This window comes from Niveispirillum cyanobacteriorum, assembly GCF_002868735.1.
GTDB lineage: Bacteria > Pseudomonadota > Alphaproteobacteria > Azospirillales > Azospirillaceae > Niveispirillum > Niveispirillum cyanobacteriorum.
Map to the genome: position 1 here is coordinate 3,231,000 of NZ_CP025611.1, position 25,887 is coordinate 3,256,886.

Here is a 25,887-nt window from a genome sequence, read left to right on the forward strand (position 1 = left end):
TCAATGCATGCGGGGGCATGGACCTTCCGTTACGTCAGCCATGCGGAATGATGGGGTTACAGGATGGTTGGCGTGGCCTCGTCCGCCCGGTAAAGTATGAACAGCCGTTTGATACGGACTCAAGATGCCCCGGCAAGGGGTGGTTCAGGGCAAACTGGGGACGAAGCAGGATGAAGGCAGGGGCCGATACCGCCGTAGAGACGGATGCAGCAGGCGGGCGTCAGGACACCAAGGAGGTGATCCTGGACGCGGCGGAGAAGCTGTTCGCGGAGAAAAGCTATTCGGCGGTGTCGCTGCGGGAGCTGACGCAGGCGGCGGGCGTCAATCTGGCCGCCGTGAATTATCATTTCGGGTCCAAGGATGCGCTGCTGATCGCCCTGTTCCGGCGCGGCGCCATCGAGCTGAACCGCGCCCGTGCCCGGCTTCTGCGGGAGGCAGAGGAAAGGGCCGGCGGCGGCACCCCGCCCGTGCGGGAGATTGTGGCGGCTCTGGTGTTGCCCGCGATCCGCTATTCCTTCACCTCCACCCGGCTGGCGCTCTACAATCAGTTTGTGGCCTTTGCGCGCGGCGACGGCCCGGCGGAGGCGCGGGAGATGCTGGACAAGGAGGTGGGGCATTTGCAGCGCTTCGCCCTGTCCCTGGCCCGCGCCCTGCCGCACCTGCCGCAGCATGAGGTCTATTGGCGGCTGCATTTCGCCATGGGCGTGCAGCATTCGCTCTACACCGACATGAAGCGTCTCGAGACACTGTCGGGCGGCCTGTGCCAGTTGGATGATCTGGAGGCCGTGGCCGCGCGCGTCATCGATTATGTGACGGCGGGTTTGGAAGCACCGTTTACGGCCAAGGGGTGACAGGGTTTGTCGCATGCGGCCCATTGGGCCGCATGCGACACCCTTTTTACAGTAACGGCGCCGTCGCCTGTTCCAGCCAAGCCAGATCATCGCCCGAGACCAGCGGCGACAATTCCGCCTTCACCCGCGCGTGATAGCCGTTGAACCAGTCGCGCTCCTCCGTGGTCAGCAGGTCGCGGTCGACCATGCGGCGGTCGATGGGGCAGACGGTCAGCGTCTCAAAGCCCAGCATCGGTCGCTCGGCACCCGGTATGGCCACCGGCACCACCAGTTCCAAATTCTCCATGCGCAGGCCGTAGGACCCGGCCAGGTAATAGCCCGGCTCGTTGGAGAAGATCATGCCGGGCAGGATGGTAACGCTGTTCAGCTGCTTGCCGATGCGCTGCGGCCCTTCATGCACTGACAGGTAGCTGCCGATGCCATGGCCCGTGCCATGGTCGTAATCCAGACCTTGCTGCCACAGGAACTGGCGCGCCAGACTATCCAACTGGCTGCCGGCGGTGCCGGCGGGGAAACGGGCGCGGTTCAGCGCGATATGCCCCTTCAGCACCAGGGTGAAATGCCGGCGCGCCTGCGCCCCGACATCACCGACGGCCAGGGTGCGGGTAATGTCGGTGGTGCCGTCCAGATACTGCCCGCCACTATCCAACAGGAAGACGCTGTTGTTCTCAATCCGGCGGTTGGTGGCTGGCGTTGCCCGGTAATGTACGATGGCACCGTTGGGACCAGCCCCGCTGATCGTCTCAAAGCTGGGGCCCCGGAAATCGGCAGCACCCTGGCGGGCCTTGTGCAGCTTCTCCACCACGGTCAGTTCGTCCAACTCACCCTTCGGCGCCTCTTCATCGAACCAGCGCAGGAAACGCACCAGAGCGGCGCCGTCGCGGCGATGGGCAGCCTTGGCCCCCTCAATCTCCGTCTGGTTCTTCACGGCCTTGGGCAGGACGCAGGGATCGCCCCCCTGGTCCAGCTTGGCCCCTGCCTGGGCCAAACGGTCCACCACCCAAAGGGCGGCGGTGCCTCCATCCAGGCGGACCTTGGCTCCCTCCGCACCCAGGGCGTCCAGCGCACCGGCCAATTCATCAGGCGCGCGGATCGACACCTGATTGCCCAGATGCTCCTCCAGGCCCGGCGCCAATTTACGACGGTCCACGAACCAGTCGACGTTGCCGTCGGCACGAATCGTGGCAAAGGACAAAGGCAGCGGCGTGCAGGGCACGTCGGCCCCGCGCACATTCAACAGCCAGGCAATACTGTCCGGCTGGGTCAAAACGGCAGCATCGGCCTTCAGTTTGGCCAGTGCCTGCGCGATATCGGCGCGCTTCTCTGATGCGGACCGACCGGCGGCAGACAGCGGCTGGATATTGACCACGCCCAGCGGGGCGGGCGGCTGGTCTCCCCAGACGGCGTCAACCGGGCTGCCCTCGGTCGCCACCAGCTCCACACCGGCGGGCGTCAGGCTGGCGCGCATCTTGTCGGCCCAGGCGCCCGTATGCATCCAGGGATCAAAGCCCAGCTTGGCCCCCGCCGGCAGGTTGGCCGCCGCCCAGTCGCCGTGAAATTCCTCGATCAGGTGATGATAGCTGAACAAGCCCGGCGACACTTCCTGCCGCGCCTGGATCGTATAGCGGCCATCAATGAAGATGGCGGCCTTGTCCAGCAGTACGAGGACGGCACCTGCCGATCCGGTGAAACCGCTGATCCAGGCCAGACGGCTGCCGCGCAGGGGCACATATTCACCCTGATATTCATCGGCGCGCGGTACCACGAACCCGTCCAGGCCCCGGCGCTTCAACTCGGCGCGAAGGGCCGCCAGCCGGGCCGCATGGTCGCCCTTGGCCGGATCGGCGGGTCGGTCGATGGTGGCCCGCAAGGCCGTCAGCTGCTCCGACGTCGCGTCCGACCGGCGGGCCGAAACAAGGTCCAGCCAGGCATCGGGCAGTTCGCCATCGGGCGCGGCATTGACCCCGGCGATCAGGTCCCGGATGGACGCAACCGAGCGGTCAATCCCGTCGGCACGCAACAGATCGGCCAGGGTGGCGTCGCCCTGGTAGGCAACAGTATGGAGGCTGACAGACACTTTATGGCTCCCGCGAGCTTTATTGGTGCCGCCACGCTAGTGCGGCGGGCGCGGGCGCGCAAGGGGCGGGCATATCAGTATCGGAGTGGAAAACTAGGCCGCCGCTGAGGGGGCATCAAAGCACTGGTGCCGGCTGTCAGGATTGAACTGACGACCTACCGCTTACAAGGCGGTTGCTCTACCACTGAGCTAAGCCGGCGATCCAGGCGGGTTGCCGGAGGGAGAACCCCTCCGGCGAACGGGCGGGGACATTAGCGTCGCCGAGCGACCTCGTAAAGAGCTACGGCGGCTGCCGTCGAAACATTCAGGCTGCCGACAGGGCCGCCGGTAGGCAACTTAGCGATTTCGTCGCTGCGCTCACCCGTCAGACGGCGGATGCCATCGCCTTCAGAGCCCAGAATCAGGGCCGTGCGGCCCGACAGATCGACCTCATGCAGGTGGCGGGCACCCGATTCGGCCAATGCGACGGTCCAGAAGCTGGCGGCCTTCAGCTGATCAATGGCGCGGGCCAGGTTGGTGACACGCACCAGCGGCACCGCCTCCACCGCGCCGGACGCCGTCTTGGCCAGGGTGCCGGTCACAGGCGGGGCATGGCGGTCCTGCACGATTACCGCCTTGGCACCAAAGGCGGCGGCGGAACGCAGGACGGCGCCGACATTGTGCGGGTCCGTCACCTGATCCAGCACGACCACAAGGGCCAGCGGGTCGTCGGCGGCGGCATCGACAATATCCTCAATCTCCACTTCGGGCAGCGGCGCGCAGGATAGGGCCACGCCCTGATGCACGGCGCCGGGCGGCAGCAGCTTGTCGATCTCTTCCTTTTCCACCAGACGCGGCTCGGGCCGGTCCAGTTCGGCGTCGGACGCCTTCTGGAACGCCTCCTCCAGCGCCTCCAAGCCTGATTCGGTGACGAACAGGTCGCGGATCTTGCGACGCGGGTTCGTCCAGGCCGCTGAGGCTGCATGCACGCCATAAAGCAGATTATGCTTGTTGAGTGCCGGACCGGTGGTGGCGCGCAGGGGCGTGGGTTCGAAACCCAGTTCCTCCGCAGCGCTCATCGGGCGGCGGCGTTCAGCCCCGCCGCGGTCCTGGCCGGAGCCAGGACGGCGATCGTCGCGCCGCTCATCACGACGGTCATCCCGGCGGTCGTCGCGCCGTTCGGCACGCGGCCCACGCGGCGGGCGGGCATCGCTGCCCGTGCGCGCGCCACGCGTATCATCATCACGGCGGGGGCCGCGAGGCGGGCGCGCGTCGCCGTCGCGGGCGGGCTTGGCAAAGCCGGGCTTGCCGCCGGCCTTGGGGCCGCGCGCCGCGCGGGCATTGTCATCGTCACGACGGGTATCGCGCGAGGGGGAGCGGGCGCCGGGGCGTCCGGCGCCGCTACCGCTGGCGCCGCCTTTGCCACCGGGGCGACCGGATTTAGGGGAGGGGGGTCGGTTTCTCATTTACGCACTTTCGTTCAAACCCAGGATTTCCGCCAGCGGATAGAAAGAATGAAGACGCATGTCAGATTGGCGTTGACAGGGGCGATTTAATCCTTATAACCCGCACTCCGTTCAGGCCGCTGGCCGAGAACGGCACCGCGGAAGGGTGGCCGAGTGGTTAAAGGCAGCAGACTGTAAATCTGCCCGCATAGCGTACGCTGGTTCGAATCCAGCCCCTTCCACCAGTTCAGGCGCGCCTCAGAATATGGGGCGCGCCGTTCTGCTTGTGGTGACGTTGTCGGGCGGTGGGCGAACGACCCGTGCGGGTGTAGCTCAATGGTAGAGCAGAAGCCTTCCAAGCTTACGACGAGGGTTCGATTCCCTTCACCCGCTCCATACCGAACCTCTTCCACGACCCGGCGTCTTCTAGAGATCGCAGCAGGCAAGGGCACAGGATACCATGGCTAAGGCAAAGTTTGAGCGGACGAAGCCGCACTGCAACATCGGCACCATCGGTCACGTTGACCATGGCAAGACGTCGCTGACGGCCGCCATCACGAAGGTGCTGGCCGAAAAGGGCGGCGCCACGTTCACGGCGTACGACCAGATCGACAAGGCGCCGGAAGAGAAGGCCCGCGGCATCACGATCTCGACCGCTCACGTCGAGTATGAGACGGACAACCGTCACTATGCCCACGTGGACTGCCCCGGCCACGCCGACTATGTGAAGAACATGATCACCGGTGCCGCGCAGATGGACGGCGCGATCCTGGTGTGCTCGGCCGCTGACGGCCCGATGCCGCAGACCCGCGAGCACATCCTGCTGGCCCGTCAGGTCGGCGTGCCGGCCCTGGTCGTGTTCCTGAACAAGATGGACCTGGCCGATCCGGATCTGGTTGAGCTGGTTGAGCTGGAGCTGCGCGAGCTGCTGACCTCCTACGGCTTCCCCGGCGACGACATTCCGATCGTCCCCGGCTCTGCCGTTTGCGCTCTGAACGACACGAACCCGGAAATCGGTCGTGAAGCCGTTCTGAAGCTGATGGCCGAGGTTGACCGGTACATCCCGCAGCCGGAGCGTCCGATCGACAAGCCGTTCCTGATGCCGATCGAAGACGTGTTCTCGATCTCGGGCCGTGGCACCGTGGTGACGGGCCGCGTCGAGAAGGGCATCGTCAAGGTCGGTGAGGAAGTCGAGATCGTTGGCCTGAAGGCCACCGTGAAGACGACCGTGACCGGCGTTGAAATGTTCCGCAAGCTGCTGGACCAGGGCCAGGCTGGCGACAATATCGGCGCGCTGCTGCGCGGCACGAAGCGTGAAGACGTCGAGCGCGGTCAGGTTCTGGCCAAGCCGGGTTCGATCAACCCGCACACGGACTTCGAGGCCGAGACCTACATCCTGACGAAGGAAGAAGGCGGTCGTCACACCCCGTTCTTCGCCAACTATCGTCCGCAGTTCTACTTCCGCACCACGGACGTCACCGGTTCGGTGACCCTGCCGGAAGGTACGGAAATGGTGATGCCCGGCGACAACATCCGCTTCGCCGTGAAGCTGATCGCCCCTATCGCCATGGACGAAGGTCTGCGCTTCGCCATCCGTGAAGGCGGTCGTACCGTCGGCGCCGGCGTCGTGTCGAAGATCGTCAAGTAAGTCGACGGCCCTCGGGCTGTTGATGGGGAAGGGCCGCTGGTGACAGCGGCCCTTTTCCTTTTGTAGGAAGGCTTTGCCGGGAACGGCGATGGTTTTCCGGGAATGCGGTGGGCGCAATGATCCCCTGCAACGGCTGTCAGCAATCGGTGCAAACTGGTTGTTGCGTTGCGGGCGCAACTGCGCTATCAACCCGCACTCCCCGGGACCGCTCGGGGCGATGGTGATGTTTTGTCACTGACGCCCGGAATGGAACCGACGGTGTAGGAGTGTAGCTCAACTGGTAGAGCACCGGTCTCCAAAACCGGGGGTTGGGGGTTCGAGCCCCTCCACTCCTGCCATCCCTTCAACAAGGATGGCCCCCTGCCGAAGTCCGGCCCCCAGCCGGTGCCAGTGCCAGGGTGACAACACGGTATGTGCATTCAGGAATGATGGCCAACGCCGACATGGCTAAAACCAATCCCGCAGAATTCTTGCGCGAGGTGCGCCGTGAGGTCGCCAAGGTCACTTGGCCGACGCGGAAGGAGACGCTTGTCTCGACCGCCATGGTCTTCGTGATGGTGATCCTGGCCTCTGTCTTCTTTCTGACGGTGGACCAGATCCTCGGATTCGGCATTCGCCTCATTCTTGGTATCGGGGGCTGATCCCATGGCCATGCGTTGGTACGTCGTCCACGTCTATTCCGGCTTCGAAAAGAAGGTCGCTCAGGCGGTTCGTGAGAAGGCTGCGCAGAAGGGCTTGGAAGAGCTGTTCGGTGACATCCTGGTCCCGACCGAAGAGGTTGTGGAAGTGCGCCGTGGCGCAAAGATCAACTCCGAACGCAAGTTCTTCCCCGGCTATGTGCTGGTGAAGATGGAGCTGACGGATGACACCTGGCATCTGGTGAAGAATGCGCCGAAGGTGACGGGTTTCCTGGGCGGCGGCGGCAAGCCGCAGGCCATTTCGGAAACCGAGGCGCTGCGCATAATGAATCAGGTGCAGGAAGGTGTGGAGCGGCCCAAGCCCTCCATCACCTTCGAGGTGGGCGAGAATGTCCGTGTCACGGACGGTCCCTTCACCTCCTTCACCGGTCTGGTGGAAGAAGTGGACGAAGACAAGTCCCGCCTCAAGGTTGCCGTGTCGATCTTCGGCCGCGCCACCCCGGTGGAACTGGAATATACCCAGGTCGAAAAGATCTGACGAGTTTCCGACCGATGGCTTCCATCGGTCGGTTCACGTGTGGGAGGTCATGCCCGTAAGTCCAAGGGCGGCCGCACCACGCAAATCCCATGACGGAACGGCCCGGCCCTCCGTCAGACTATGAGGATCATCATGGCGAAGAAAATCGTCGGCTATATCAAGCTGCAGGTTCCGGCCGGCAAGGCCAACCCCAGCCCGCCCATCGGTCCGGCGCTGGGTCAGCGCGGTCTGAACATCATGGAGTTCGTCAAGCAGTTCAATGCGAAGACGGCCCAGCTGGAACAGGGCATGCCCATTCCGGTCGTGATCACCGCCTATGGTGACCGTACCTTCACGTTCGTGACCAAGACCCCGCCGGTGACCTACTTCCTGAAGAAGGCCTCGGGCATCACCAAGGGCTCCGCCACGGTTGGCAAGTCCGCCGCCGTCGGTAAGGTGACCACCAGCCAGATCCGCGCCATCGCTGAACAGAAGATGGTCGATCTGAACGCGAACGACGTCGAAGCCGCGATGACCATGATCGTCGGTTCCGCCCGTTCCATGGGTCTCGAAGTGGTGGAGGGCTGATCATGGCCATCGGTAAGCGTCTGAAGAAGGCCAACGGCAACGTTGACCGCGCTAAGTTCTACGCCCTGGGCGACGCCGTCGCCACGGTGAAGAGCAATGCCACCGCCAAGTTCGACGAAACCGTCGAAATCGCGATGAACCTGGGCATCGACCCGCGTCACGCCGACCAGCAGGTCCGTGGCATGGTGGTTCTGCCGAACGGTACCGGTAAGACCGTCCGCGTCGCCGTGTTCGCCCGCGCCGCCAAGGCCGAGGAAGCCAAGGCCGCTGGTGCTGATCTGGTCGGCGCCGACGATCTGGCCGAGCAGATTCTGGCCGGCAACATGGACTTCGACCGTTGCATCGCCACCCCGGACATGATGGGCGTGGTCGGTAAGCTGGGTAAGGTCCTGGGCCCCCGCGGTCTGATGCCGAACCCGAAGCTGGGCACCGTGACCCCGAACGTCGCCGAGGCCGTCAAGGCTGCCAAGGGCGGTTCGGTTGAGTTCCGCGCCGAGAAGACCGGTATCGTGCATGCCGGCGTCGGCAAGGCCAGCTTCTCTGCCGAAGCTCTGGAAGAGAACGTCAAGGCGTTCGTTGCCGCGATCAACCGCGCGAAGCCCGCTGGCGCCAAGGGCACCTATGTCGAGAAGGTCTCGCTGTCCTCCTCGATGGGCCCGGGCCTGAAGCTTGACGTGCAGGCGCTGGTCGCAGCCCTGAACGCCTAAGTTTGAAAAACGAGTTTCCCTTATCCGGTTTCGGCCGGATAAGGGACCGGGTCTCCAAGAGTTGGAGGCCCACCCTGTCCGAGACCGCCGCGCGCTGATGGGACCTGTCCCTGACGCTTAATAGACCAGCCGGCGCAGACAGGAGCGAAAGCATTGATACGCCGGGACGGCGACAGCCGCCCTGGACATGATGGCTTGAAGCTTCTGGGACAGGTAACCCCGTCTGGGCTGGTTCGTTTGAACCGGCCTGGATGTGTTGTAACCGGGCGGAATGGCCTTTTTGGCTGTCCTGTCCCAAATGGAGGCGAACCGTGGATCGTTCACAGAAGGAAGCTACGATCGCGGCCCTTAATCTTGAGCTGCAGTCGGCAGCCCTCGTCGTCGTGACTAAGCAGTCCGGCATGACGGTGGCTGAAGTTACCGACCTGCGCCGCAAGATGCGGGCTGCGGGCGCTAGCTACAAAGTGACCAAGAACTCGCTCGCCGTCATCGCCCTCAAGGGCACGCAGTTCGAGAAGACCGAAGGCCTGTTCAAGGGCCCGACTGCCATGGCCTGGTCCAAGGACCCGGTTGCGGCGGCCAAGGTCGCGATCGATTACGCCAAGACCAACGACAAGTTCAAGGTCATTGGCGGCTCCATCGGCGCTGTCACGCTGGACGCTTCGGGTGTCGAAGCCCTGTCCAAGCTGCCGTCGCTGACGGAACTGCGTGCTGGCCTGCTCGGCATGATCCAGACCCCGGCGACCCGTATCGCTGGTGTTCTGCAGGCACCGGGTGGCCAAGTGGCCCGCGTTCTCGCGGCCTACGCCAAGAAGGACGAGGCGGCCTGAGCCGCATCTTACCCAACGTTTATCTAGTTCCCTTAGGAGAGCATCATGTCCAAGCTGGAAAAGCTGGTTGAAGAACTGTCGGCCCTGACCGTCCTGGAAGCCGCCGAACTGTCGAAGCTGCTGGAAGAGAAGTGGGGCGTTTCCGCCGCCGCTCCGGTCGCCGTTGCCGCTGCCCCGGCCGCTGCTGGCGCCGCTGCCCCGGCTGCTGAAGAGCAGACCGAGTTCACCGTCGAGCTGGTTGACGGTGGCGACAAGAAGATCAACGTCATTAAGGAAGTCCGCGCCATCACCGGCCTGGGCCTGAAGGAAGCCAAGGACCTGGTCGAAGGCGCTCCGAAGGTCGTCAAGGAAGGCGTGCCGAAGGACGAAGCGGCTAAGATCAAGAAGCTGCTGGAAGATGCCGGCGCCAAGGTCGCCGTCAAGTAATAGTGGCGATCTTCGCTGCATAAGAAGGCGCTGGACGGTGGCCCCCGGGAACGGGGGTCGCCGCCCGGCGTCGTCTGTCTTTTCTGAACCGGAACGTTCCGCTATCATGGCGGGCTTTTCCGGGACGGGACCATGGCGGTTCCGGAAGGGGTGGGGGTAAACCCTGCTTCGGACGGGAAAAACCAAGGCGGATCCTGGCTTCCACCGGCAGCGGAAGTAGGTGACGCTGATGATAACGACGTGGCTAAGCGCCTATCCGAACCGGATTTGCGCCCGCGTCGATTCGTGTTTTGGGGTGACGGGTTTCGGCCCGATGCCTCGAATTTGGGCATTGACTAGAGCGCGCATTGCACCGGGCGAGTTCACGAGAGGCACTCTATGGCCAAGTCGTTCACGGGACGTAAGCGTATCCGCAAGAGCTTCGGGCGTATCCCCGAGGTGACCCGCATGCCGAACCTGATCGAGGTTCAGCGCAGTTCCTACGACCACTTCCTGCAGATGGACGTGGCGCCGGAAAAGCGGGCGGTCCTCGGTCTCCAGGAAGTCTTCAAGTCGGTATTTCCGATTAGGGACTTCTCCGAGCGCGCCGTGCTGGACTTCGTCCGGTACGAGCTTGAGCAGCCGAAATATGATGTCGAGGAATGCCAGCAGCGCGGTATGACCTTCGCCGCCCCGCTGAAGGTGACGCTGCGTCTCACCGTGTTCGATGTTGATGAGGATACGGGCCTGCGCTCGATCCGCGACATCAAGGAGCAGGACGTCTACATGGGCGATATGCCCCTGATGACGGCCAACGGCACCTTTATCATCAACGGCACCGAGCGCGTGATCGTCAGCCAGATGCACCGCAGCCCCGGTGTGTTCTTCGACCACGACAAGGGCAAGACCCACAGCTCGGGCAAGTACCTGTTCGCCGCCCGCGTCATCCCCTATCGCGGCTCGTGGCTGGATTTCGAGTTCGATGCCAAGGACATTGTCTATGTCCGCATCGACCGCCGCCGCAAGCTGCCGGCTACCACGCTGCTCTATGCGCTGGATGGTTTTGACACGGAAGCCTCCCGCGCTGCTCGCAAGGCGCTGGGCAAGGACCTGCAGCCGTACGAGGCGCAGGGCATGACCAAGGAAGAAATCCTTGGCGCCTTCTACGAGACCGTGACCTACACCCGTTCCGGCGCCGGCTGGAAGACCGCCTTCGAGCCGGAGCGTCTGAAGGGCCAGAAGCTCGCCACCGACCTGATCGACGCCCGCACGGGCGAGATACTGGTCCAGCGCGAAACCAAGATGACCCCGCGCGTCCTGAAGCGCCTGGTCGAGCAGGGCCTGACGGAAGTTTCCGCTCCCATCGAAGAGATCATCGGTCGTTATCTGGCCGTCGATATCATCGATGAGCGCACCGGTGAGGTCCTGTACGAGGCTGGTGACGAAATCAGCAGCGCGTCCTTGGACAAGCTGGAGAAGCAGGGTGTGCAGGAACTGCCCGTCCTGGCCATCGACCATCTGAATGTCGGTCCCTATATCCGCAACACGATGGCTGCCGACCGTAACGCGTCCCGTGAGGATGCGCTGGTTGATATCTACCGCGTCATGCGTCCGGGTGAGCCGCCGACGCTGGAAAGCGCGGAAGCGCTGTTCCAGGGCCTGTTCTTCGACCAGGAACGCTACGACCTGTCGGCCGTGGGCCGCGTGAAGATGAACGCCCGTCTGAATTTCCAGACGGACGATCAGATGCGCGTGCTCCGCAAGGAAGACATCCTGAAGATCCTGAAGATCCTGGTGGAACTGAAGGATGGCCGGGGCGAGATCGACGATATCGACCATCTGGGCAACCGTCGCGTCCGCTCCGTCGGCGAACTGATGGAAAATCAGTACCGCGTCGGTCTGCTGCGCATGGAGCGTGCGATCCGCGAGCGTATGAGCTCGGTCGAGATCGACACGGTCATGCCGCATGACCTGATCAATGCCAAGCCGGCGGCCGCTGCCGTCCGTGAATTCTTCGGCTCCTCGCAGCTGTCGCAGTTCATGGACCAGACGAACCCGCTATCGGAAATCACGCACAAGCGTCGTCTCTCGGCCCTGGGGCCGGGTGGTCTGACGCGTGAGCGCGCGGGCTTCGAAGTCCGCGACGTGCATCCGACCCACTATGGCCGTATCTGCCCGATTGAGACGCCGGAAGGCCCGAACATCGGTCTGATCAACAGCCTCGCGACCTATGCCCGCGTGAACCAGTACGGCTTCATCGAAAGCCCCTACCGCAAGGTGGTGGACCAGAAGGTGACGTCCGAAGTGGTTTACCTGTCGGCCATGGAAGAAGGCCGCTACATGGTGGCCCAGGCCAACGCGCCGTTGCAGGCCGATGGCAAGTTCGCCGAGCTGCTGGTCTCCTGCCGTAAGGGCGGTGAATACCTGCTGGCCCGTCCGGACATGATCGACCTGATCGACGTGTCGCCCAAGCAGGTCGTGTCCGTCGCCGCCGCGCTGATCCCGTTCCTGGAGAACGACGACGCGAACCGCGCGCTGATGGGTTCCAACATGCAGCGTCAGGCCGTGCCGCTGATCAAGGCGGACAGCCCGCTGGTCGGTACCGGCATGGAAGCGACGGTTGCCCGTGACTCGGGCGTGACCATCGTTGCCCGCCGCGCCGGTATTGTCGACCAGGTGGACGCCACCCGTATCGTGGTCCGCGCGACCGAGAATACGGACCCGGCGGCCCCCGGCGTCGATATCTACAACCTGCTGAAGTTCCAGCGTTCCAACCAGAACACCTGTATCAACCAGAAGCCGCTGGTGAAGGTGGGCGACCGGGTGATCAAGGGCGATATCATCGCCGACGGTCCCTCGACCGACCTGGGTGAACTGGCCCTTGGCCGTAACGTGCTCGTCGCGTTCATGCCCTGGAACGGTTACAACTTCGAAGACTCGATCCTGATTTCCGAGCGGATCGTGCGCGATGACGTCTTCACCTCGATCCATATCGAGGAGTTCGAGGTCATGGCCCGCGATACCAAGCTGGGCCAGGAAGAAATCACCCGCGACATTCCCAATGTCGGCGAAGAGGCTCTGAAGAACCTCGACGAAGCCGGCATCGTCTATATTGGCGCCGAAGTCCGTCCGGGCGACATCCTGGTCGGTAAGGTCACGCCGAAGGGCGAAAGCCCGATGACGCCGGAAGAAAAGCTGCTGCGCGCCATCTTCGGTGAAAAGGCCTCTGACGTGCGCGACACGTCCCTGCGCCTGCCGCCGGGTGTCGTCGGTACCGTCGTGGAAGTGCGCGTCTTCTCCCGCCGTGGCGTGGACAAGGACGAGCGCGCCCTGGCGATCGAGCGGGCCGAGATCGAGAAGCTGGCCAAGGACCGCGACGACGAGAAGGGCATTCTGGAACGCTCCTTCTACACCCGTCTGAAGGAACTGCTGATCGGCCAGACCGTCGTGTCGGGTCCGAAGGGCCTGAAGGGTGGCGAGGCGATCACCGCTGAGCTGCTGTCGGGTCTGAGCCGCAATCAGTGGCGCCATATCTCCGTCGCCGATGACGGCGTGATGGAGTTCATCGAGCAGACCGGCAAGGTGTTTGACGACAGCGTCCAGCGCCTGCAGGAGAAGTTCGAGAACAAGGTCGAGAAGCTGCAGCGCGGTGACGAGCTGCCGCCCGGCGTGATGAAGATGGTCAAGGTCTTCGTGGCTGTGAAGCGCAAGCTGCAGCCCGGTGACAAGATGGCCGGTCGTCACGGCAACAAGGGCGTCATCTCGCGCATCACCCCGATCGAAGACATGCCGTACCTGGAAGATGGCCGGAATGTCGACATCGTGCTGAACCCGCTCGGCGTGCCGTCGCGTATGAATGTCGGTCAGATCCTGGAAACTCACCTTGGGTGGGCCGCGGCAGGGTTGGGCCGTCAGATCGGCGAGATGCTGGACAAGATGCGGGCCAAGGCAACCGACGCCGCCATCAAGTCCAAGACCCTGGATGAGCTGCGGGCCCGCCTGCGCCACATCTATGGTGAGGATGTGTGGGGCGCCGACATCTCCGACATGGGCGATGCCGAGCTGATCGAGCTGGCCAACAACCTGCGCCGCGGCATTCCCTTCGCCACGCCCGTCTTTGACGGTGCGCGTGAAGAAGATATCTGCCGCATGCTGGAAGATGCCGGCATCGACCGTTCGGGTCAGATGCAGCTGATTGACGGGCGTACGGGCGAGCCGTTCGACCGCCGCGTCACGGTCGGCTACATCTACATGCTGAAGCTGCACCACCTGGTCGACGACAAGATCCACGCCCGCTCCATCGGCCCCTACAGCCTTGTGACCCAGCAGCCGCTGGGTGGTAAGGCCCAGTTCGGTGGCCAGCGCTTCGGTGAAATGGAAGTGTGGGCACTGGAAGCTTACGGCGCCGCTTACACGCTGCAGGAAATGCTGACGGTGAAGTCGGACGATGTGTCCGGTCGTACCAAGGTTTACGAGGCCATCGTCCGTGGCGACGACAACTTCGAAGCCGGCATTCCCGAAAGCTTCAACGTTCTGGTCAAGGAACTGCGTTCCCTGGGCCTGAATGTCGAGCTGAACGAGCGCGACTACTAAGGGCCGATCAGGTCGACGCCCGGCGGGTCACCGCCCGCCGGGCGTCCTCATCGTTTGACGAAGCCATGACCCCCAGGGGAGACGGCATATGAATACCGAATTGATGAACATCTTCGGCACCCCGCAGGGTCCGCAGAGCTTCGACCAGATCCGCATCTCGATCGCCAGCCCGGAGCGCATCCGCTCCTGGTCGTTCGGCGAGATCAAGAAGCCCGAGACGATCAACTACCGGACCTTCAAGCCGGAGCGCGACGGCCTGTTCTGCGCCCGCATCTTCGGTCCGATCAAGGATTACGAGTGCTTGTGCGGCAAGTACAAGCGCATGAAGTATCGCGGCATCATCTGCGAAAAGTGCGGCGTGGAAGTGACCTTGTCCAAGGTCCGCCGCGAGCGCATGGGCCATATCGAACTGGCCTCGCCCGTTGCCCATATCTGGTTCCTGAAGTCGCTGCCTTCCCGTATCGGCCTGTTGCTGGACAACACGCTGAAGGATCTGGAGCGCATCCTTTATTTCGAGAACTATGTCGTCATCGAACCCGGCCTGACCGAGCTGAAGCAGGGTCAGTTGCTGTCTGAAGACGAGCTGATCGACTTCCAGGACAAGTACGGCGAAGACACGTTCACCGCCAAGATCGGTGCCGAGGCCCTGAAGGACATGCTGTCCTCGCTGGACCTGGTCACGGAGAAGGCGAACTGCCGTGACGACCTGCGCGAGACCTCGTCGGAGGCCAAGCGCAAGAAGCTCGTCAAGCGTCTTAAGATGCTGGAAGCCTTCCTGGGCAACCCGGTTGAAGTTGAGACGGTCGCCGATTACGAGCGGTTCGAAGGCTATAAGGAGCGCATTGAGCGCGCCGACGGCCCGACCATCTACAAGACCTACCCGGAAGCGACGCGCCCGGAATGGATGATCCTGGAAGTTGTTCCGGTCATTCCGCCCGAACTGCGTCCGCTGGTGCCGCTGGATGGTGGTCGTTTCGCGACGTCGGATCTGAATGATCTGTACCGCCGCGTGATCAACCGTAACAACCGTCTGAAGCGTCTGATCGAGCTGAAGGCCCCGGACATCATCGTCCGTAACGAAAAGCGCATGCTGCAGGAAGCTGTGGACGCGCTGTTCGACAATGGCCGTCGCGGTCGCGTCATCACCGGTGCTAACAAGCGTCCGCTGAAGTCCATCAGCGACATGCTGAAGGGCAAGCAGGGCCGCTTCCGTCAGAACCTGCTGGGTAAGCGCGTCGATTATTCCGGTCGTTCGGTTATCGTCGTGGGTCCGGAGCTGAAGCTGCACCAGTGCGGCCTGCCGAAGAAGATGGCGCTTGAGCTGTTCAAGCCCTTCATCTACGCCAAGCTGGAACTGTACGGTCTGGCTAGCACGATCAAGGCCGCCAAGCGTATGGTGGAAAAGGAACGTCCCGAGGTCTGGGACATCCTGGAAGAGGTCATCCGCGAGCATCCTGTGATGCTGAACCGCGCACCGACCCTGCACCGTCTTGGCATCCAGGCGTTTGAGCCGACCCTGATCGAAGGCAAGGCCATCCAGCTCCATCCGCTGGTCTGTACCGCCTTCAACGCCGACTTTGACGGCGACCAGATGGCCGTGCACGTCCCCCTGAGCCTTGAGGCTCAGCTAGAAGCGCGCGTCCTGATGATGTCGACCAACAACATCCTGTCGCCCGCCTCGGGCCGTCCCATCATCGTGCCGTCTCAGGACATCATCCTGGGTCTGTACTACATCACGATGGAACTGCCCGGTGCCGTGGGCGAGGGCATGGCCTTCGGCTCTATCGGTGAGATCGAGCATGCGCTGGCCGCGAAGGTGGTCACGCTGCATTCCAAGATCCAGGCCCGCTATCACACTGTGGACAGCGAAGGCAATCCGATCACCACCCGCGTGACGGCCACCCCGGGTCGCATGCTGCTGTCGGAGATCCTGCCCCGCCATCCGGCCATCAAGTTCGACCTGATCAACCGCCTTCTGACCAAGAAGGAAATCGGCAACATCATCGACGTCGTCTACCGCCATTGCGGTCAGAAGGAGACGGTGATTTTCGCCGACCGGATGATGCGTCTGGGCTTCACCAACGCGTTCAAGGCAGGCATCTCCTTCGGTAAGGATGACATGGTTATCCCGGCCGAGAAGGAGATTCTGGTCAAGGAAGCCCAGGACCGTGTGAAGGAGTTCGAGCAGCAGTATCTGGACGGTCTGATCACCCAGGGCGAGAAGTACAACAAGGTGGTCGACGTCTGGTCGGAAACCACCGAAAAGGTCGCCGGCGCGATGATGAAGGTCATCGAGCAGCCGCGTCCGGGCCTGGGTGTGAATTCGGTCTACATGATGGCCCATTCCGGTGCCCGTGGTTCGCCGGCTCAGATCAAGCAGTTGGCCGGTATGCGCGGTCTGATGGCCAAGCCGAGCGGTGAGATCATCGAGACGCCGATTATCTCCAACTTCAAGGAAGGCCTGTCGGTTCTGGAGTATTTCAACTCCACCCACGGTGCCCGTAAGGGTCTGGCTGACACCGCCTTGAAGACGGCGAATTCCGGTTACCTGACCCGTCGTCTGGTGGACGTGGCGCAGGACGCCATCATCACCGAGACGGATTGCGGCACGAAGAACGGCCTGACCGTGAAGGCAGTGATTGATGGCGGCGACGTTATCGTTCCGCTGTCGGAGCGTATCCTGGGCCGTACCTCTACTGTCGACCTGGTCAATACGCTGACCGGCGAGATGATCGTGCCGGCTGGCGAGCTGATCACCGAGCGTGAGCTTGAGCTGATCGATGCTGCCGGTATCGATACGGTCCATATCCGTTCGGTGCTGACCTGCGAAACCGAAGATGGCGTGTGCGCCCATTGCTACGGCCGTGACCTGGCCCGTGGTACGCGGGTGAACATGGGCGAGGCCGTGGGCGTCATCGCCGCACAGTCGATCGGTGAGCCGGGCACGCAGCTGACGATGCGTACGTTCCACATCGGTGGCGCGGCACAGCGTGGCGCGGAGCAGAGCTTCATCGAAGCGACGCTGGACGCCAAGGTGATCGTGCGTAACCGCAACCTCGTCATGAACAGCGAGGGTGTGCCGGTGGTGATGGGCCGCAACTGCGAGCTGGCGCTGCTGGATGAGCAGGGCCGCGAGCGCGCCAAGCACCGTGTTCCTTATGGCGCCAAGCTGAACAAGGCGCTGGCGGTTGATGGCGCTCCCATCAAGCGCGGTGACCGCCTGGCCGAATGGGACCCCTACACCCTGCCGATCCTGACGGAACGCGAGGGTACGGCAACCTATGTGGACCTGGTGGAAGGCATCTCGGTCCGCGAAGTCATGGACGAAGCCACCGGCATCTCGTCCAAGGTGGTGGTCGACTGGCGTCAGCAGCCGCGCGGTGCGGACCTGCGTCCGCGCATCGCTCTGGTGGATGCCAATGGTGAGATCGTCAAGCTGCCGAACGGCACGGAAGCCCGCTACTTCATGAGCGTGGATGCCATCCTGTCGGTGGAGAATGGCGCGAAGGTCCAGGCCGGTGACGTGCTGGCCCGTATCCCGCGTGAAAGCTCCAAGACGCGTGACATCACCGGCGGTCTGCCGCGCGTGGCCGAGCTGTTTGAAGCCCGCCGTCCCAAGGACTTCGCGATCATCGCGGAGATCGAGGGCCGGGTGGAGTTCGGCAAGGACTACAAGACCAAGCGCCGCATCGTTGTGAAGAATGACGAGACGGGGGAAGAGCGCGAGTACCTGATCCCGAAGGGCAAGCACATTGCCGTTCAGGAGGGCGACTATGTCCAGAAGGGCGACAGCCTGATGGATGGTAGCCCGGTGCCGCACGACATCCTGTCGGTCATGGGCGTCGAAGCGCTGGCGAACTACCTGATCAATGAGATCCAGGACGTCTATCGTCTGCAGGGCGTGAAGATCAACGACAAGCACATTGAAGTGATCGTCCGTCAGATGCTGCAGAAGATCGAGGTCTCCGATCCGGGTGACACCACCCTGCTGATCGGTGATCAGGTTGATCGGGTGGAGTTCGAGCAGGAGAACCGCGCCGTTCAGCAGCGGATCAAGGAAGGCGAAGTCGATCTGCGCTTTGCGCAGGGCAAGCCGGTTCTGCAGGGCATCACCAAGGCGTCGCTGCAGACCCGTTCCTTCATCTCTGCCGCGTCGTTCCAGGAAACGACCCGCGTCCTGACGGAAGCTGCCGTCCAGGGCAAGGTCGACAATCTGGAAGGCCTGAAGGAGAACGTGATTGTCGGTCGTCTGATCCCGGCCGGTACCGGCTCGGTCGTCAACCGTTTGAAGGCCATCGCTGCCGAGCGCGACCGCGCCATGCAGATGGGCGAAGACGGCGAAACGCCGGCTCTGCCGGAAGCGGCTGCCGAGTAAGATCGGCAGATGCTGAGTTGAGTAGGAAAGGGCCGCCCTGGCAAAAGGGCGGCCCTTTTCCGTTCTGGCCTGCTAGGAACAAAGCTGCTGCTACCGGGTTGCCCCGTCGTCGCGCGGGCCCGTCGCCAGCGCTCGGTCTGGAGGGGTTCCCATGCAGCGCTATGCCTACGGCTGGATCACGCTGGCCTTCTTCGCCATCTCAATGTTGGGCCATTGGATATTCGGCTGGTTCGCCTACGCCGACGCCGCGATCCAGCATGGAAACGCGCCTACCCTGGTGCCCTTCATCATGCAGATGGGGCGGGAGACGTTTGAGAACTGGCAGTCGGAATTCCTGCAACTGCTGTGGCAGGTTTGCGGTCTCGCCTACTTCCTTTATGCCGGCTCGCCCGCGTCCAAGGAGAATGACGACCGCATGGAGGCCAAGATCGACGCCTTGCTTCGCCTGCAGGCGGGCGATCGTGCCGGTAGCCTGATTACAGCACTTGATGAGCGGTACCTGCGCACCCACGGCCATGCAAAGCCGCTGCGCCATGGCGACCAGCCGGTGGGAATCACGGTGGCAGATCCTGGCGCATAGCCTTACCCCTTGGCAAGGCGTACCATCGCCGCCTAAATAACCGCCATTGGGACTGGTCAGGGAGTGGCGGTGATGGCGGGTAGTCGTTTGTCAGGTAAGCTGGGCCTGCTGTTCGCGGCGCTGTCCGGTGTCGGGGCTGCCTCTATCGTTGGGGAGTTGCTGCGCGCCCTGCCGCAGGCGGCAGCCATCGCCGAACAAAACCCCATGCTGCTGGTGGCGGCTCCCATTCCGGTCGGTGCCGTTGTTGCCATCGCGCATATTTTCTGGCTGCGTTCTTTGGCTGTCAGGTCCGTACCGGTCGCTCCTCCAGCGGCACCTGCCCGCACCTTGGTACCACCCCCCGATGACGGGCAGGGCGGTGGCAATAAGCCCCCGCGCTGGCGGCCCGTTATCCGTAATTGAGGCTGGGCCTATGAACCGTACCCAGCTTACACTGGCGCTGGACAGGATGGACAGGCTGTACCCCAACGTGCTTCAGCCCGATTACCGGGACGAAGTGTTGGGCGTTGGCCGTTCCTTCGCGCCGCTGGCCCGCACGGCCAAGAAGCTTGGTAGCCTCCTGCACGCCCACCGTGGTCGCAAACTTGATCAGTTGGAAGAACGTGTCGTGGCGGAGGTCCGGCAACTGCATGATGAGCTGCGCGAAGGGGCGCAGCGGCTGCTGGCCGCCAAGGTTTGGATCGGGGACGAGTAGCCCCCGACCGGCATCAGCCCCCGAAAAACACCCTGTACATCAGACGCCCGGGCAGCAGCGTGAAAGCCCCGGTGATCAGCAAGGCCAGCACGTAAAGCCGCACCATCGCCTTCTTGTGGCGTACGATATCGCCCTTCCGGACCAAACGGATGGCCTGCCACAGCGTGATCAGCGTCAGCACCGACAGAAGATGGATCGGGCTGAACAGCCCGAACATCCGGATTTCATGGATGAAAAAGGAAGACAGCGCCACGGTCGCCATGGCGGCCACCCAGATGCGGCCCAGAAGCCGGTGGGTCGGCGTCCCCTTGGGCATGGCAAACTGTACGCCACCCAGGATGATGGCGGCACCTGCCAGCACGGCATGAAGCTGGATCAGCGCCGGTGCGCCCAGGAAAAGATCGAAACCCTGCAATTTTAATCCCCTGTCCGATAGGTTTTCCCAACCTATCGGACAAACCAGGCAGGAAAATCAATGGCCTGGTTAAAGGGACGTAAAGAATTCAGCGAATGACGCTGCCCCACAGATCGTATTCGTCTGCTTCCTCGATCTTCACCCGGACCATATCGCCCGGCTTCACCTTGAACTCGTCATTCAGGTAGACGGCACCGTCGATCTCCGGGGCATCGGCCCAGGAGCGTCCAACGGCCCCTTCCTCGTCTACCTCGTCGATCAGCACATCCATCTCGCGACCGATCTTGGTGGCGAAACGCTTGGCGCTGATCTCCTGCTGGTGCGCCATCAGGCGGTTCCAGCGTTCTTCCTGGACTTCCTTTGGAACGGCGCCAGGGATCTCGTTGGCGGGCGCGCCCTCCACCGGTTCGTACTTGAAGCAGCCCAGACGGTCGATCTGAGCCTCGGTCAGCCAGTCCAGCAGATACTGGAAATCCTGCTCCGTCTCACCGGGGAAGCCGACGATGAAGGTGGAGCGGAGCGTCAGATCGGGGCAGCCCTGGCGCCACATCTTGATCCGGTCCAGCACCTTGTCGGTGTTCGCCGGGCGCTTCATGGCCTTTAGGACGTTGGGGGCCGCATGCTGGAACGGGATGTCGAGATAGGGCAGCACCTTGCCCTCTGCCATCAGCCCAATGACCTCGTCCACATGGGGATAGGGATAGACATAATGCAGGCGAATCCAGGCGCCCAAGTCGCCCAGTTCGCGGGCCAGATCAATGAACTTGGCGCGGACCTGGCGGCCCTTCCACTTGCTCTCGGCATAGCGTGTGTCCATGCCATAGGCCGACGTATCCTGGCTGACCACCAGGATTTCCTTCACCCCGGCCTTCACCAGCGCCTCGGCCTCGGCCAGCACCATGTTGGCGGGGCGGGAGACCAGATCGCCGCGAATGGACGGGATAATGCAGAAGGTGCAGCGGTTGTTGCAGCCCTCTGAAATCTTCAGATAGGCATAATGGCGCGGGGTGAGACGCAGGCCCTGCGGTGGCACCACATCCAGATACGGGTCATGGCGCGGCGGCACCACCTCGTGCACGGCGCTGACCACTTGCTCATACTGGTGCGGACCCGTGACGGCCAGGACATTGGGGTGGTTCTGACGGATTAGGCTCTCTTCCTTGCCCAGACAGCCCGTGACGATGACTTTGCCGTTTTCCTTGATGGCCTCACCGATGGCCTCCAGGCTTTCGGCCTTGGCGCTGTCCAGGAACCCGCAGGTATTGACCAGCACAACATCGGCCCCGTCATAGGAGCCGGAAATCTCATACCCTTCCGACCGCAGCTTGGTCAGGATGCGTTCGCTGTCCACCAGCGCCTTGGGGCAGCCGAGAGAGACGATGCCGACCTTGGGCGCGGCGGCGGGGGAATGGGTCTGCTTGGTCATGGGGAAGGGTCCTTGAAAACAAGCGGCCTATATAATCTCGTGCGCGCGTTGAGGCCAGTGGGCCGCAAGCATGGCGGGGTGGCGGAAAGCAGCGCGGATGGTGTGCCGGTACGATTCGGGGTATGATCGCTCCTCAGATACAGCATCCGGGATGCCGTCATGGTCAAGGCCGTCAAAAAGATCGATGTCAGCCGCATGACCATTGATGAGTTTCTGGCGTGGGACTCGGGCGATGACCTGACTTATGAGCTGATAGAGGGTCGGCCTGTGGCACAGTCGGCGCCCTCCACCACCCATGCCCGGATTACAGCCAACCTCAGCATAAGCCTTGGAAACCGGCTGCGGTCTGCTGGGCGGCCATGTGTGCTGGAGGCTGGGGGAGGAGCGCTGCGTATCGACAAGCGCTGGACCGTCCGTGCGCCAGACCTGCTGGTCCGCTGCGGCTCGGACCGGCGGACGGCGGAGATGCCGCTGTTGGCCGCTGAAATCCTCTCGCCCAGCAATTCCGCCAGCGAAATGGCCCGCCAGCGTGATGATTATGCCTCGGTGGGTATCCAGCAGGTCCTGGAGCTGGACCAGGACGAGGCCCGCGCCCTGCTGTGGCGGGCCGATGGCGACCGTTGGATTGTCGAAACGATCCGTGGCCTGAAAGCCTCTATTACGCTTGACAGTATCGGCGTTACCATCCCCATGGCCGAGATTTATGAGGATGTGGAACTGACACTCACCGCCGAGGGCCCATCGGTGGCGGCGGGATCGGCCCCCTGACCGGCCCTCAAGCCCTGCGGAGTCCAGGGGGCCACGATGCGTTGCCAACGTGGCGGAAGGCCTAGGGTCGCGCTTGACGGGGTGGGGCGACATCCCTATAGTCCGCCAACCTATTTCGGGGGGGCAGGCTGTAGCCCGCCCTCGTGGCGTCTAGACGCTGTCCCCACTGTTGGCATCAAGCGCTTACCCATCAGGGACGTTGGCCAGCTCCAAGGAACCTCCCCGGAACAGTCGATAGCCGCACCCGAGTCCTTGTTCGGACGGCGCATGAGATTCTCCCGCACGGAGCCCAAAGCTTCGTATGCGGGTGTTTTTCGTCCGTCGTTATGAGGTTGGTGGTGCGACCGGTTTGGAATGACATCCCCGTTTCGGGGATATGAGAAAAGGCGAAGGGCGTTCATGCCGACGATCAGTCAGTTGATCCGCAAGCCGCGGGCTCCGTTGGTGGCCCGGGATAAGGTGCCGGCCCTGCAGGAATGCCCGCAGAAGCGTGGCGTTTGCACCCGTGTCTACACCACCACCCCGAAGAAGCCGAACTCGGCGCTTCGTAAGGTCGCCCGCGTGCGCCTGACGAACGGCTACGAGGTCATCAGCTACATCCCCGGTGAAGGTCACAATCTTCAGGAGCACTCGGTCGTCATGATCCGTGGTGGCCGCGTGAAGGATCTTCCCGGTGTGCGTTACCACATCATCCGCGGCACGCTCGATACTCAGGGCGTGAAGAATCGGAAGCAGCGCCGGTCGAAGTACGGCGCGAAGCGTCCGAAGTAAGGAGAGCGAGCAATGTCCCGTCGTCGTAAAGCCGACAAGCGCGAAGTTCTGCCCGATGCCAAGTTTGGCGATATCGTGCTGACGAAGTTCATGAACTGCCTGATGTACGACGGCAAGAAGTCGGTGGCTGAGTCCATCGTCTACGGTGCCCTGGATCGCATCGAGTCGAAGACGAAGCAGGACGCTCTGCAGCTCTTCCATGACGCGCTGAATAATGTCCGTCCGTACCTGGAAGTTCGTTCCCGCCGCGTCGGTGGTGCGACCTATCAGGTTCCGGTGGAAGTGCGTTCCGACCGTGCGCAGGCCCTGGCGATCCGCTGGATCATCGGTGCTGCTCGTAACCGTTCGGAAAACACCATGACCGAGCGTCTGTCGGGTGAGTTGCTGGACGCCGCGCAGCAGCGCGGTACGGCTGTGAAGAAGCGTGAAGACACGCATCGCATGGCTGAAGCCAACAAGGCCTTCTCGCACTACCGCTGGTAAGTTCGGACGCCCCGATCCATGGCCCGGTCCCATCCCATCCACTCCTATCGGAATATCGGCATTGCCGCGCACATTGATGCCGGCAAGACGACGACGACGGAGCGGATCCTGTTTTACACGGGCAAGTCCTATCGCATTGGCGAGGTCGATAACGGCACCGCCACGATGGACTGGATGGAACAGGAACAGGAACGGGGCATCACGATCACCTCGGCGGCCACGACCTGTGTCTGGAAGGATCACCGTATCAACATCATCGACACGCCGGGTCACGTTGACTTCACCATTGAGGTTGAACGTTCTTTGCGGGTTCTTGACGGTGCGGTTGCCCTGTTCGATGCGGTGTCGGGTGTGGAGCCCCAGTCGGAAACGGTCTGGCGGCAGGCGGACAAGTACCGCGTGCCCCGGATCTGCTTCGTAAACAAGATGGACCGCGTTGGCGCGGACCTTCTGGGGACGGTGGCGATGATTGCAGAACGCTTGGGTGCCAACCCCGTTCTGCTGCAATTGCCGCTGGGTGTGGAGACGGGCTTCAAGGGTGTCATCGACCTGATCGCCATGAAGGCGGTCATCTGGGCCGATGATATGCTGGGCGCCCGGTTCGATACGGTGGATGTGCCGACCGACATGCTGGATGAGGCGAAGCGCTGGCGCGCCAAGCTGGTCGAGCAGGCGGTCGATATGGAAGAGGCGGCGACCGACGCCTTCCTGTCCGGTGTTGAACCGGATGAGAAGGAACTGCGTCGTCTGATCCGTAAGGGCACGATCGGGCTGAAGCTCGTTCCGGTGCTGTGCGGGTCGGCTTTCAAGAATAAGGGCGTGCAGCCCATGCTGGATGCCGTCGTTGATTTTCTGCCATCCCCGGCGGACAAGGGCGATGTCCAGGGTTTGACGCCGTCGGGCGATGCGGTAACCCGCGCCGCCAATGACGAGGCGCCTTTTGCGGCGCTGGCGTTCAAGGTGATGAATGATCCGTTCGCGGGGTCCCTGACCTTCGCCCGTATCTATTCCGGTTCTCTGCGTCAGGATGCCATCATGGCCAATCCCGGCAAGAAGCAGGAAGAGAAGGCTGGCCGCATGCTGCTGATGCATGCCAACAGCCGGGAGGAGATCGAGGAAGCACATGCGGGCGATATCGTCGCGTTTGCTTCCCTGGAAGGGACGACGACGGGGGATACGCTGTGTGATCCGGCCCATCCGATCCTGCTGGAGCGGATGGAGTTTCCCGAGCCGGTGATCGAGGTGGTGGTCGAGCCGCGTAGTCAGGCCGATCACGACCGGATGGCAGTGGCACTTGGCCGTTTGGCGGCTGAGGACCCTTCTTTCCGGATCGGCCGCGATCCCGAATCGGGCCAGGCGATCCTGCGGGGCATGGGTGAGCTTCATTTGGAGATCATCGTGGACCGCATGCGCCGGGAGTTCCGGGTGGAGGCGGCGGTGGGCAAGCCCAAGGTGGCCTACCGCGAGACCGTCACTGCCCGGGGCGAGGTGGATCACACGCATCGGCGCCAGATTGGTAATGTCGGCCAGTTCGCCCGCGTTAAGCTGGTGGTGGAGCCGGCAGAAGCGGGTCGGGGGCTGGTATTTGTGAACAAGGTGTCAGCGGAAACGCTGCCAAAGGAATTTGTCACGGGCGTGCAGAAGGGGCTTGAGGCCGCCAGGACGTCGGGTGTCGTTGCCGGTTATCCGGTGGTCGATATTCGGGTCGAACTGGTCGATGGCGCCTTCCACGATGTGGAAAGCTCTACGCAGGCATTTGAAATGGCTGCGCGGACGGCATTGCGGGAAGGGCTGGCCAAGGCTCGCCCCGTCCTGTTGGAGCCCGTGATGAAGGTCGAGGTGATGACCCCGGAGGAATATCTGGGCGATATCATCGGCGACCTGAACAGCCGCCGGGGGCATATCCTCGGCATGGATCAACGGGGCAATGCCCGGGTGATCGATGCCAAGGTGCCACTGGCGACGATGTTTGGTTATGTGAATACGCTGCGGTCCAGCAGTCAGGGCCGGGCACAGTACTCGATGCAATTCGAAACGTATGAACCGGCGCCGCACGCCATCGCTGACGAGCTTCGCAGCAAGGTGGCCTGAACTGGT

21 protein-coding genes and 4 tRNA genes are annotated in these 25,887 nt (G+C 62.9%); 20 read left to right on the top strand and 5 right to left on the bottom strand.

The window, feature by feature from the left end:
* Positions 1-170 precede the first annotated feature (170 nt).
* Positions 171-851, top strand: a complete 681-nt coding sequence (locus tag C0V82_RS15015; protein WP_158659954.1) for a TetR/AcrR family transcriptional regulator — start codon at positions 171-173, stop codon at positions 849-851.
* A 46-nt stretch (positions 852-897) separates the two neighbouring features.
* Here the strand turns inward: C0V82_RS15015 and C0V82_RS15020 are convergent, their stop codons facing one another.
* The 3 genes from C0V82_RS15020 to rlmB all read right to left on the bottom strand — a co-directional run bounded on the left by C0V82_RS15020 (position 898) and on the right by rlmB (position 4,373).
* Positions 898-2,928: an aminopeptidase P family protein gene (locus C0V82_RS15020; protein ID WP_102113006.1), complete on the bottom strand. Its 2,031-nt coding sequence runs from the start codon at positions 2,926-2,928 to the stop codon at positions 898-900.
* A 124-nt stretch (positions 2,929-3,052) separates the two neighbouring features.
* Positions 3,053-3,127: transfer RNA gene (locus tag C0V82_RS15025), tRNA-Thr, on the bottom strand.
* 52 nt (positions 3,128-3,179) lie between these two features.
* On the bottom strand, positions 3,180-4,373 hold the full coding sequence (gene rlmB, locus C0V82_RS15030; RefSeq protein ID WP_188595112.1) for a 23S rRNA (guanosine(2251)-2'-O)-methyltransferase RlmB: 1,194 nt from the start codon (positions 4,371-4,373) through the stop codon (positions 3,180-3,182).
* 139 nt (positions 4,374-4,512) lie between these two features.
* Here rlmB and C0V82_RS15035 point away from each other — a divergent pair.
* From C0V82_RS15035 to C0V82_RS15105, 15 genes are all read left to right on the top strand, one after another.
* Positions 4,513-4,597, top strand: a tRNA-Tyr gene (locus C0V82_RS15035).
* A 77-nt stretch (positions 4,598-4,674) separates the two neighbouring features.
* Positions 4,675-4,748: transfer RNA gene (locus C0V82_RS15040), tRNA-Gly, on the top strand.
* A gap of 64 nt (positions 4,749-4,812) precedes the next feature.
* Positions 4,813-6,000 carry an elongation factor Tu gene (gene tuf, locus C0V82_RS15045; RefSeq protein ID WP_102113007.1) on the top strand — a complete coding sequence of 396 codons (1,188 nt, stop codon included), beginning with the start codon at positions 4,813-4,815 and terminating at the stop codon, positions 5,998-6,000.
* Positions 6,001-6,262: 262 nt separating this feature from the next.
* A tRNA-Trp gene (locus C0V82_RS15050) sits at positions 6,263-6,338 on the top strand.
* Between the two features lie 105 nt (positions 6,339-6,443).
* Entirely contained in the window at positions 6,444-6,641 is a 198-nt protein-coding gene (gene secE / locus C0V82_RS15055; RefSeq protein WP_054169740.1) for a preprotein translocase subunit SecE, read from the top strand.
* 4 nt (positions 6,642-6,645) lie between these two features.
* Positions 6,646-7,176, top strand: coding sequence for a transcription termination/antitermination protein NusG (gene nusG / locus C0V82_RS15060; protein ID WP_054169727.1), 531 nt, complete (start codon positions 6,646-6,648; stop codon positions 7,174-7,176).
* A 132-nt stretch (positions 7,177-7,308) separates the two neighbouring features.
* On the top strand, positions 7,309-7,743 hold the full coding sequence (rplK, locus tag C0V82_RS15065; protein ID WP_102113454.1) for a 50S ribosomal protein L11: 435 nt from the start codon (positions 7,309-7,311) through the stop codon (positions 7,741-7,743).
* The gene (gene rplA / locus C0V82_RS15070) at positions 7,743-8,450 is read left to right on the top strand and encodes a 50S ribosomal protein L1 (protein WP_102113008.1); all 708 of its coding nucleotides are present in this window, start codon (positions 7,743-7,745) and stop codon (positions 8,448-8,450) included. The genes rplK and rplA overlap by 1 nt, the downstream gene beginning before the upstream one ends.
* 311 nt (positions 8,451-8,761) lie before the next feature.
* Positions 8,762-9,280 (top strand): 50S ribosomal protein L10, encoded by a 519-nt coding sequence (gene rplJ, locus C0V82_RS15075; protein WP_245924102.1) that lies wholly within the window; start codon positions 8,762-8,764, stop codon positions 9,278-9,280.
* A gap of 45 nt (positions 9,281-9,325) precedes the next feature.
* On the top strand, positions 9,326-9,706 hold the full coding sequence (gene rplL / locus C0V82_RS15080; protein ID WP_102113010.1) for a 50S ribosomal protein L7/L12: 381 nt from the start codon (positions 9,326-9,328) through the stop codon (positions 9,704-9,706).
* Between the two features lie 378 nt (positions 9,707-10,084).
* Entirely contained in the window at positions 10,085-14,278 is a 4,194-nt protein-coding gene (rpoB, locus tag C0V82_RS15085; protein ID WP_102113011.1) for a DNA-directed RNA polymerase subunit beta, read from the top strand.
* An 88-nt stretch (positions 14,279-14,366) separates the two neighbouring features.
* On the top strand, positions 14,367-18,653 hold the full coding sequence (rpoC, locus tag C0V82_RS15090) for a DNA-directed RNA polymerase subunit beta' (protein ID WP_102113012.1): 4,287 nt from the start codon (positions 14,367-14,369) through the stop codon (positions 18,651-18,653).
* Positions 18,654-18,804: 151 nt separating this feature from the next.
* The gene (locus tag C0V82_RS15095; protein WP_102113013.1) at positions 18,805-19,233 is read left to right on the top strand and encodes a DUF6766 family protein; all 429 of its coding nucleotides are present in this window, start codon (positions 18,805-18,807) and stop codon (positions 19,231-19,233) included.
* 72 nt (positions 19,234-19,305) lie between these two features.
* Positions 19,306-19,635 carry a hypothetical protein gene (locus C0V82_RS15100; protein WP_158659955.1) on the top strand — a complete coding sequence of 110 codons (330 nt, stop codon included), beginning with the start codon at positions 19,306-19,308 and terminating at the stop codon, positions 19,633-19,635.
* Positions 19,636-19,645: 10 nt separating this feature from the next.
* Positions 19,646-19,927 carry a hypothetical protein gene (locus tag C0V82_RS15105; RefSeq protein ID WP_102113015.1) on the top strand — a complete coding sequence of 94 codons (282 nt, stop codon included), beginning with the start codon at positions 19,646-19,648 and terminating at the stop codon, positions 19,925-19,927.
* Between the two features lie 13 nt (positions 19,928-19,940).
* Here C0V82_RS15105 and C0V82_RS15110 read toward each other — a convergent pair whose 3' ends face one another.
* Both C0V82_RS15110 and rimO read right to left on the bottom strand, forming a co-directional pair.
* Complete coding sequence (locus C0V82_RS15110; protein WP_199772430.1) at positions 19,941-20,342, bottom strand: DUF2306 domain-containing protein; 402 nt, start codon at positions 20,340-20,342, stop codon at positions 19,941-19,943.
* An 88-nt stretch (positions 20,343-20,430) separates the two neighbouring features.
* Positions 20,431-21,768, bottom strand: coding sequence for a 30S ribosomal protein S12 methylthiotransferase RimO (gene rimO, locus C0V82_RS15115; RefSeq protein ID WP_102113016.1), 1,338 nt, complete (start codon positions 21,766-21,768; stop codon positions 20,431-20,433).
* A gap of 159 nt (positions 21,769-21,927) precedes the next feature.
* On the opposite strand from rimO, the gene C0V82_RS15120 reads away from it, so the two are divergent.
* From C0V82_RS15120 to fusA, 4 genes are all read left to right on the top strand, one after another.
* Positions 21,928-22,536, top strand: a complete 609-nt coding sequence (locus C0V82_RS15120; protein ID WP_102113017.1) for a Uma2 family endonuclease — start codon at positions 21,928-21,930, stop codon at positions 22,534-22,536.
* Positions 22,537-22,935: 399 nt separating this feature from the next.
* On the top strand, positions 22,936-23,307 hold the full coding sequence (rpsL, locus tag C0V82_RS15125; RefSeq protein ID WP_054169737.1) for a 30S ribosomal protein S12: 372 nt from the start codon (positions 22,936-22,938) through the stop codon (positions 23,305-23,307).
* A gap of 12 nt (positions 23,308-23,319) precedes the next feature.
* Positions 23,320-23,790, top strand: a complete 471-nt coding sequence (gene rpsG, locus C0V82_RS15130; RefSeq protein ID WP_102113018.1) for a 30S ribosomal protein S7 — start codon at positions 23,320-23,322, stop codon at positions 23,788-23,790.
* Positions 23,791-23,808: 18 nt separating this feature from the next.
* Positions 23,809-25,881: an elongation factor G gene (fusA, locus tag C0V82_RS15135; RefSeq protein WP_102113019.1), complete on the top strand. Its 2,073-nt coding sequence runs from the start codon at positions 23,809-23,811 to the stop codon at positions 25,879-25,881.
* Positions 25,882-25,887 lie beyond the last annotated feature (6 nt).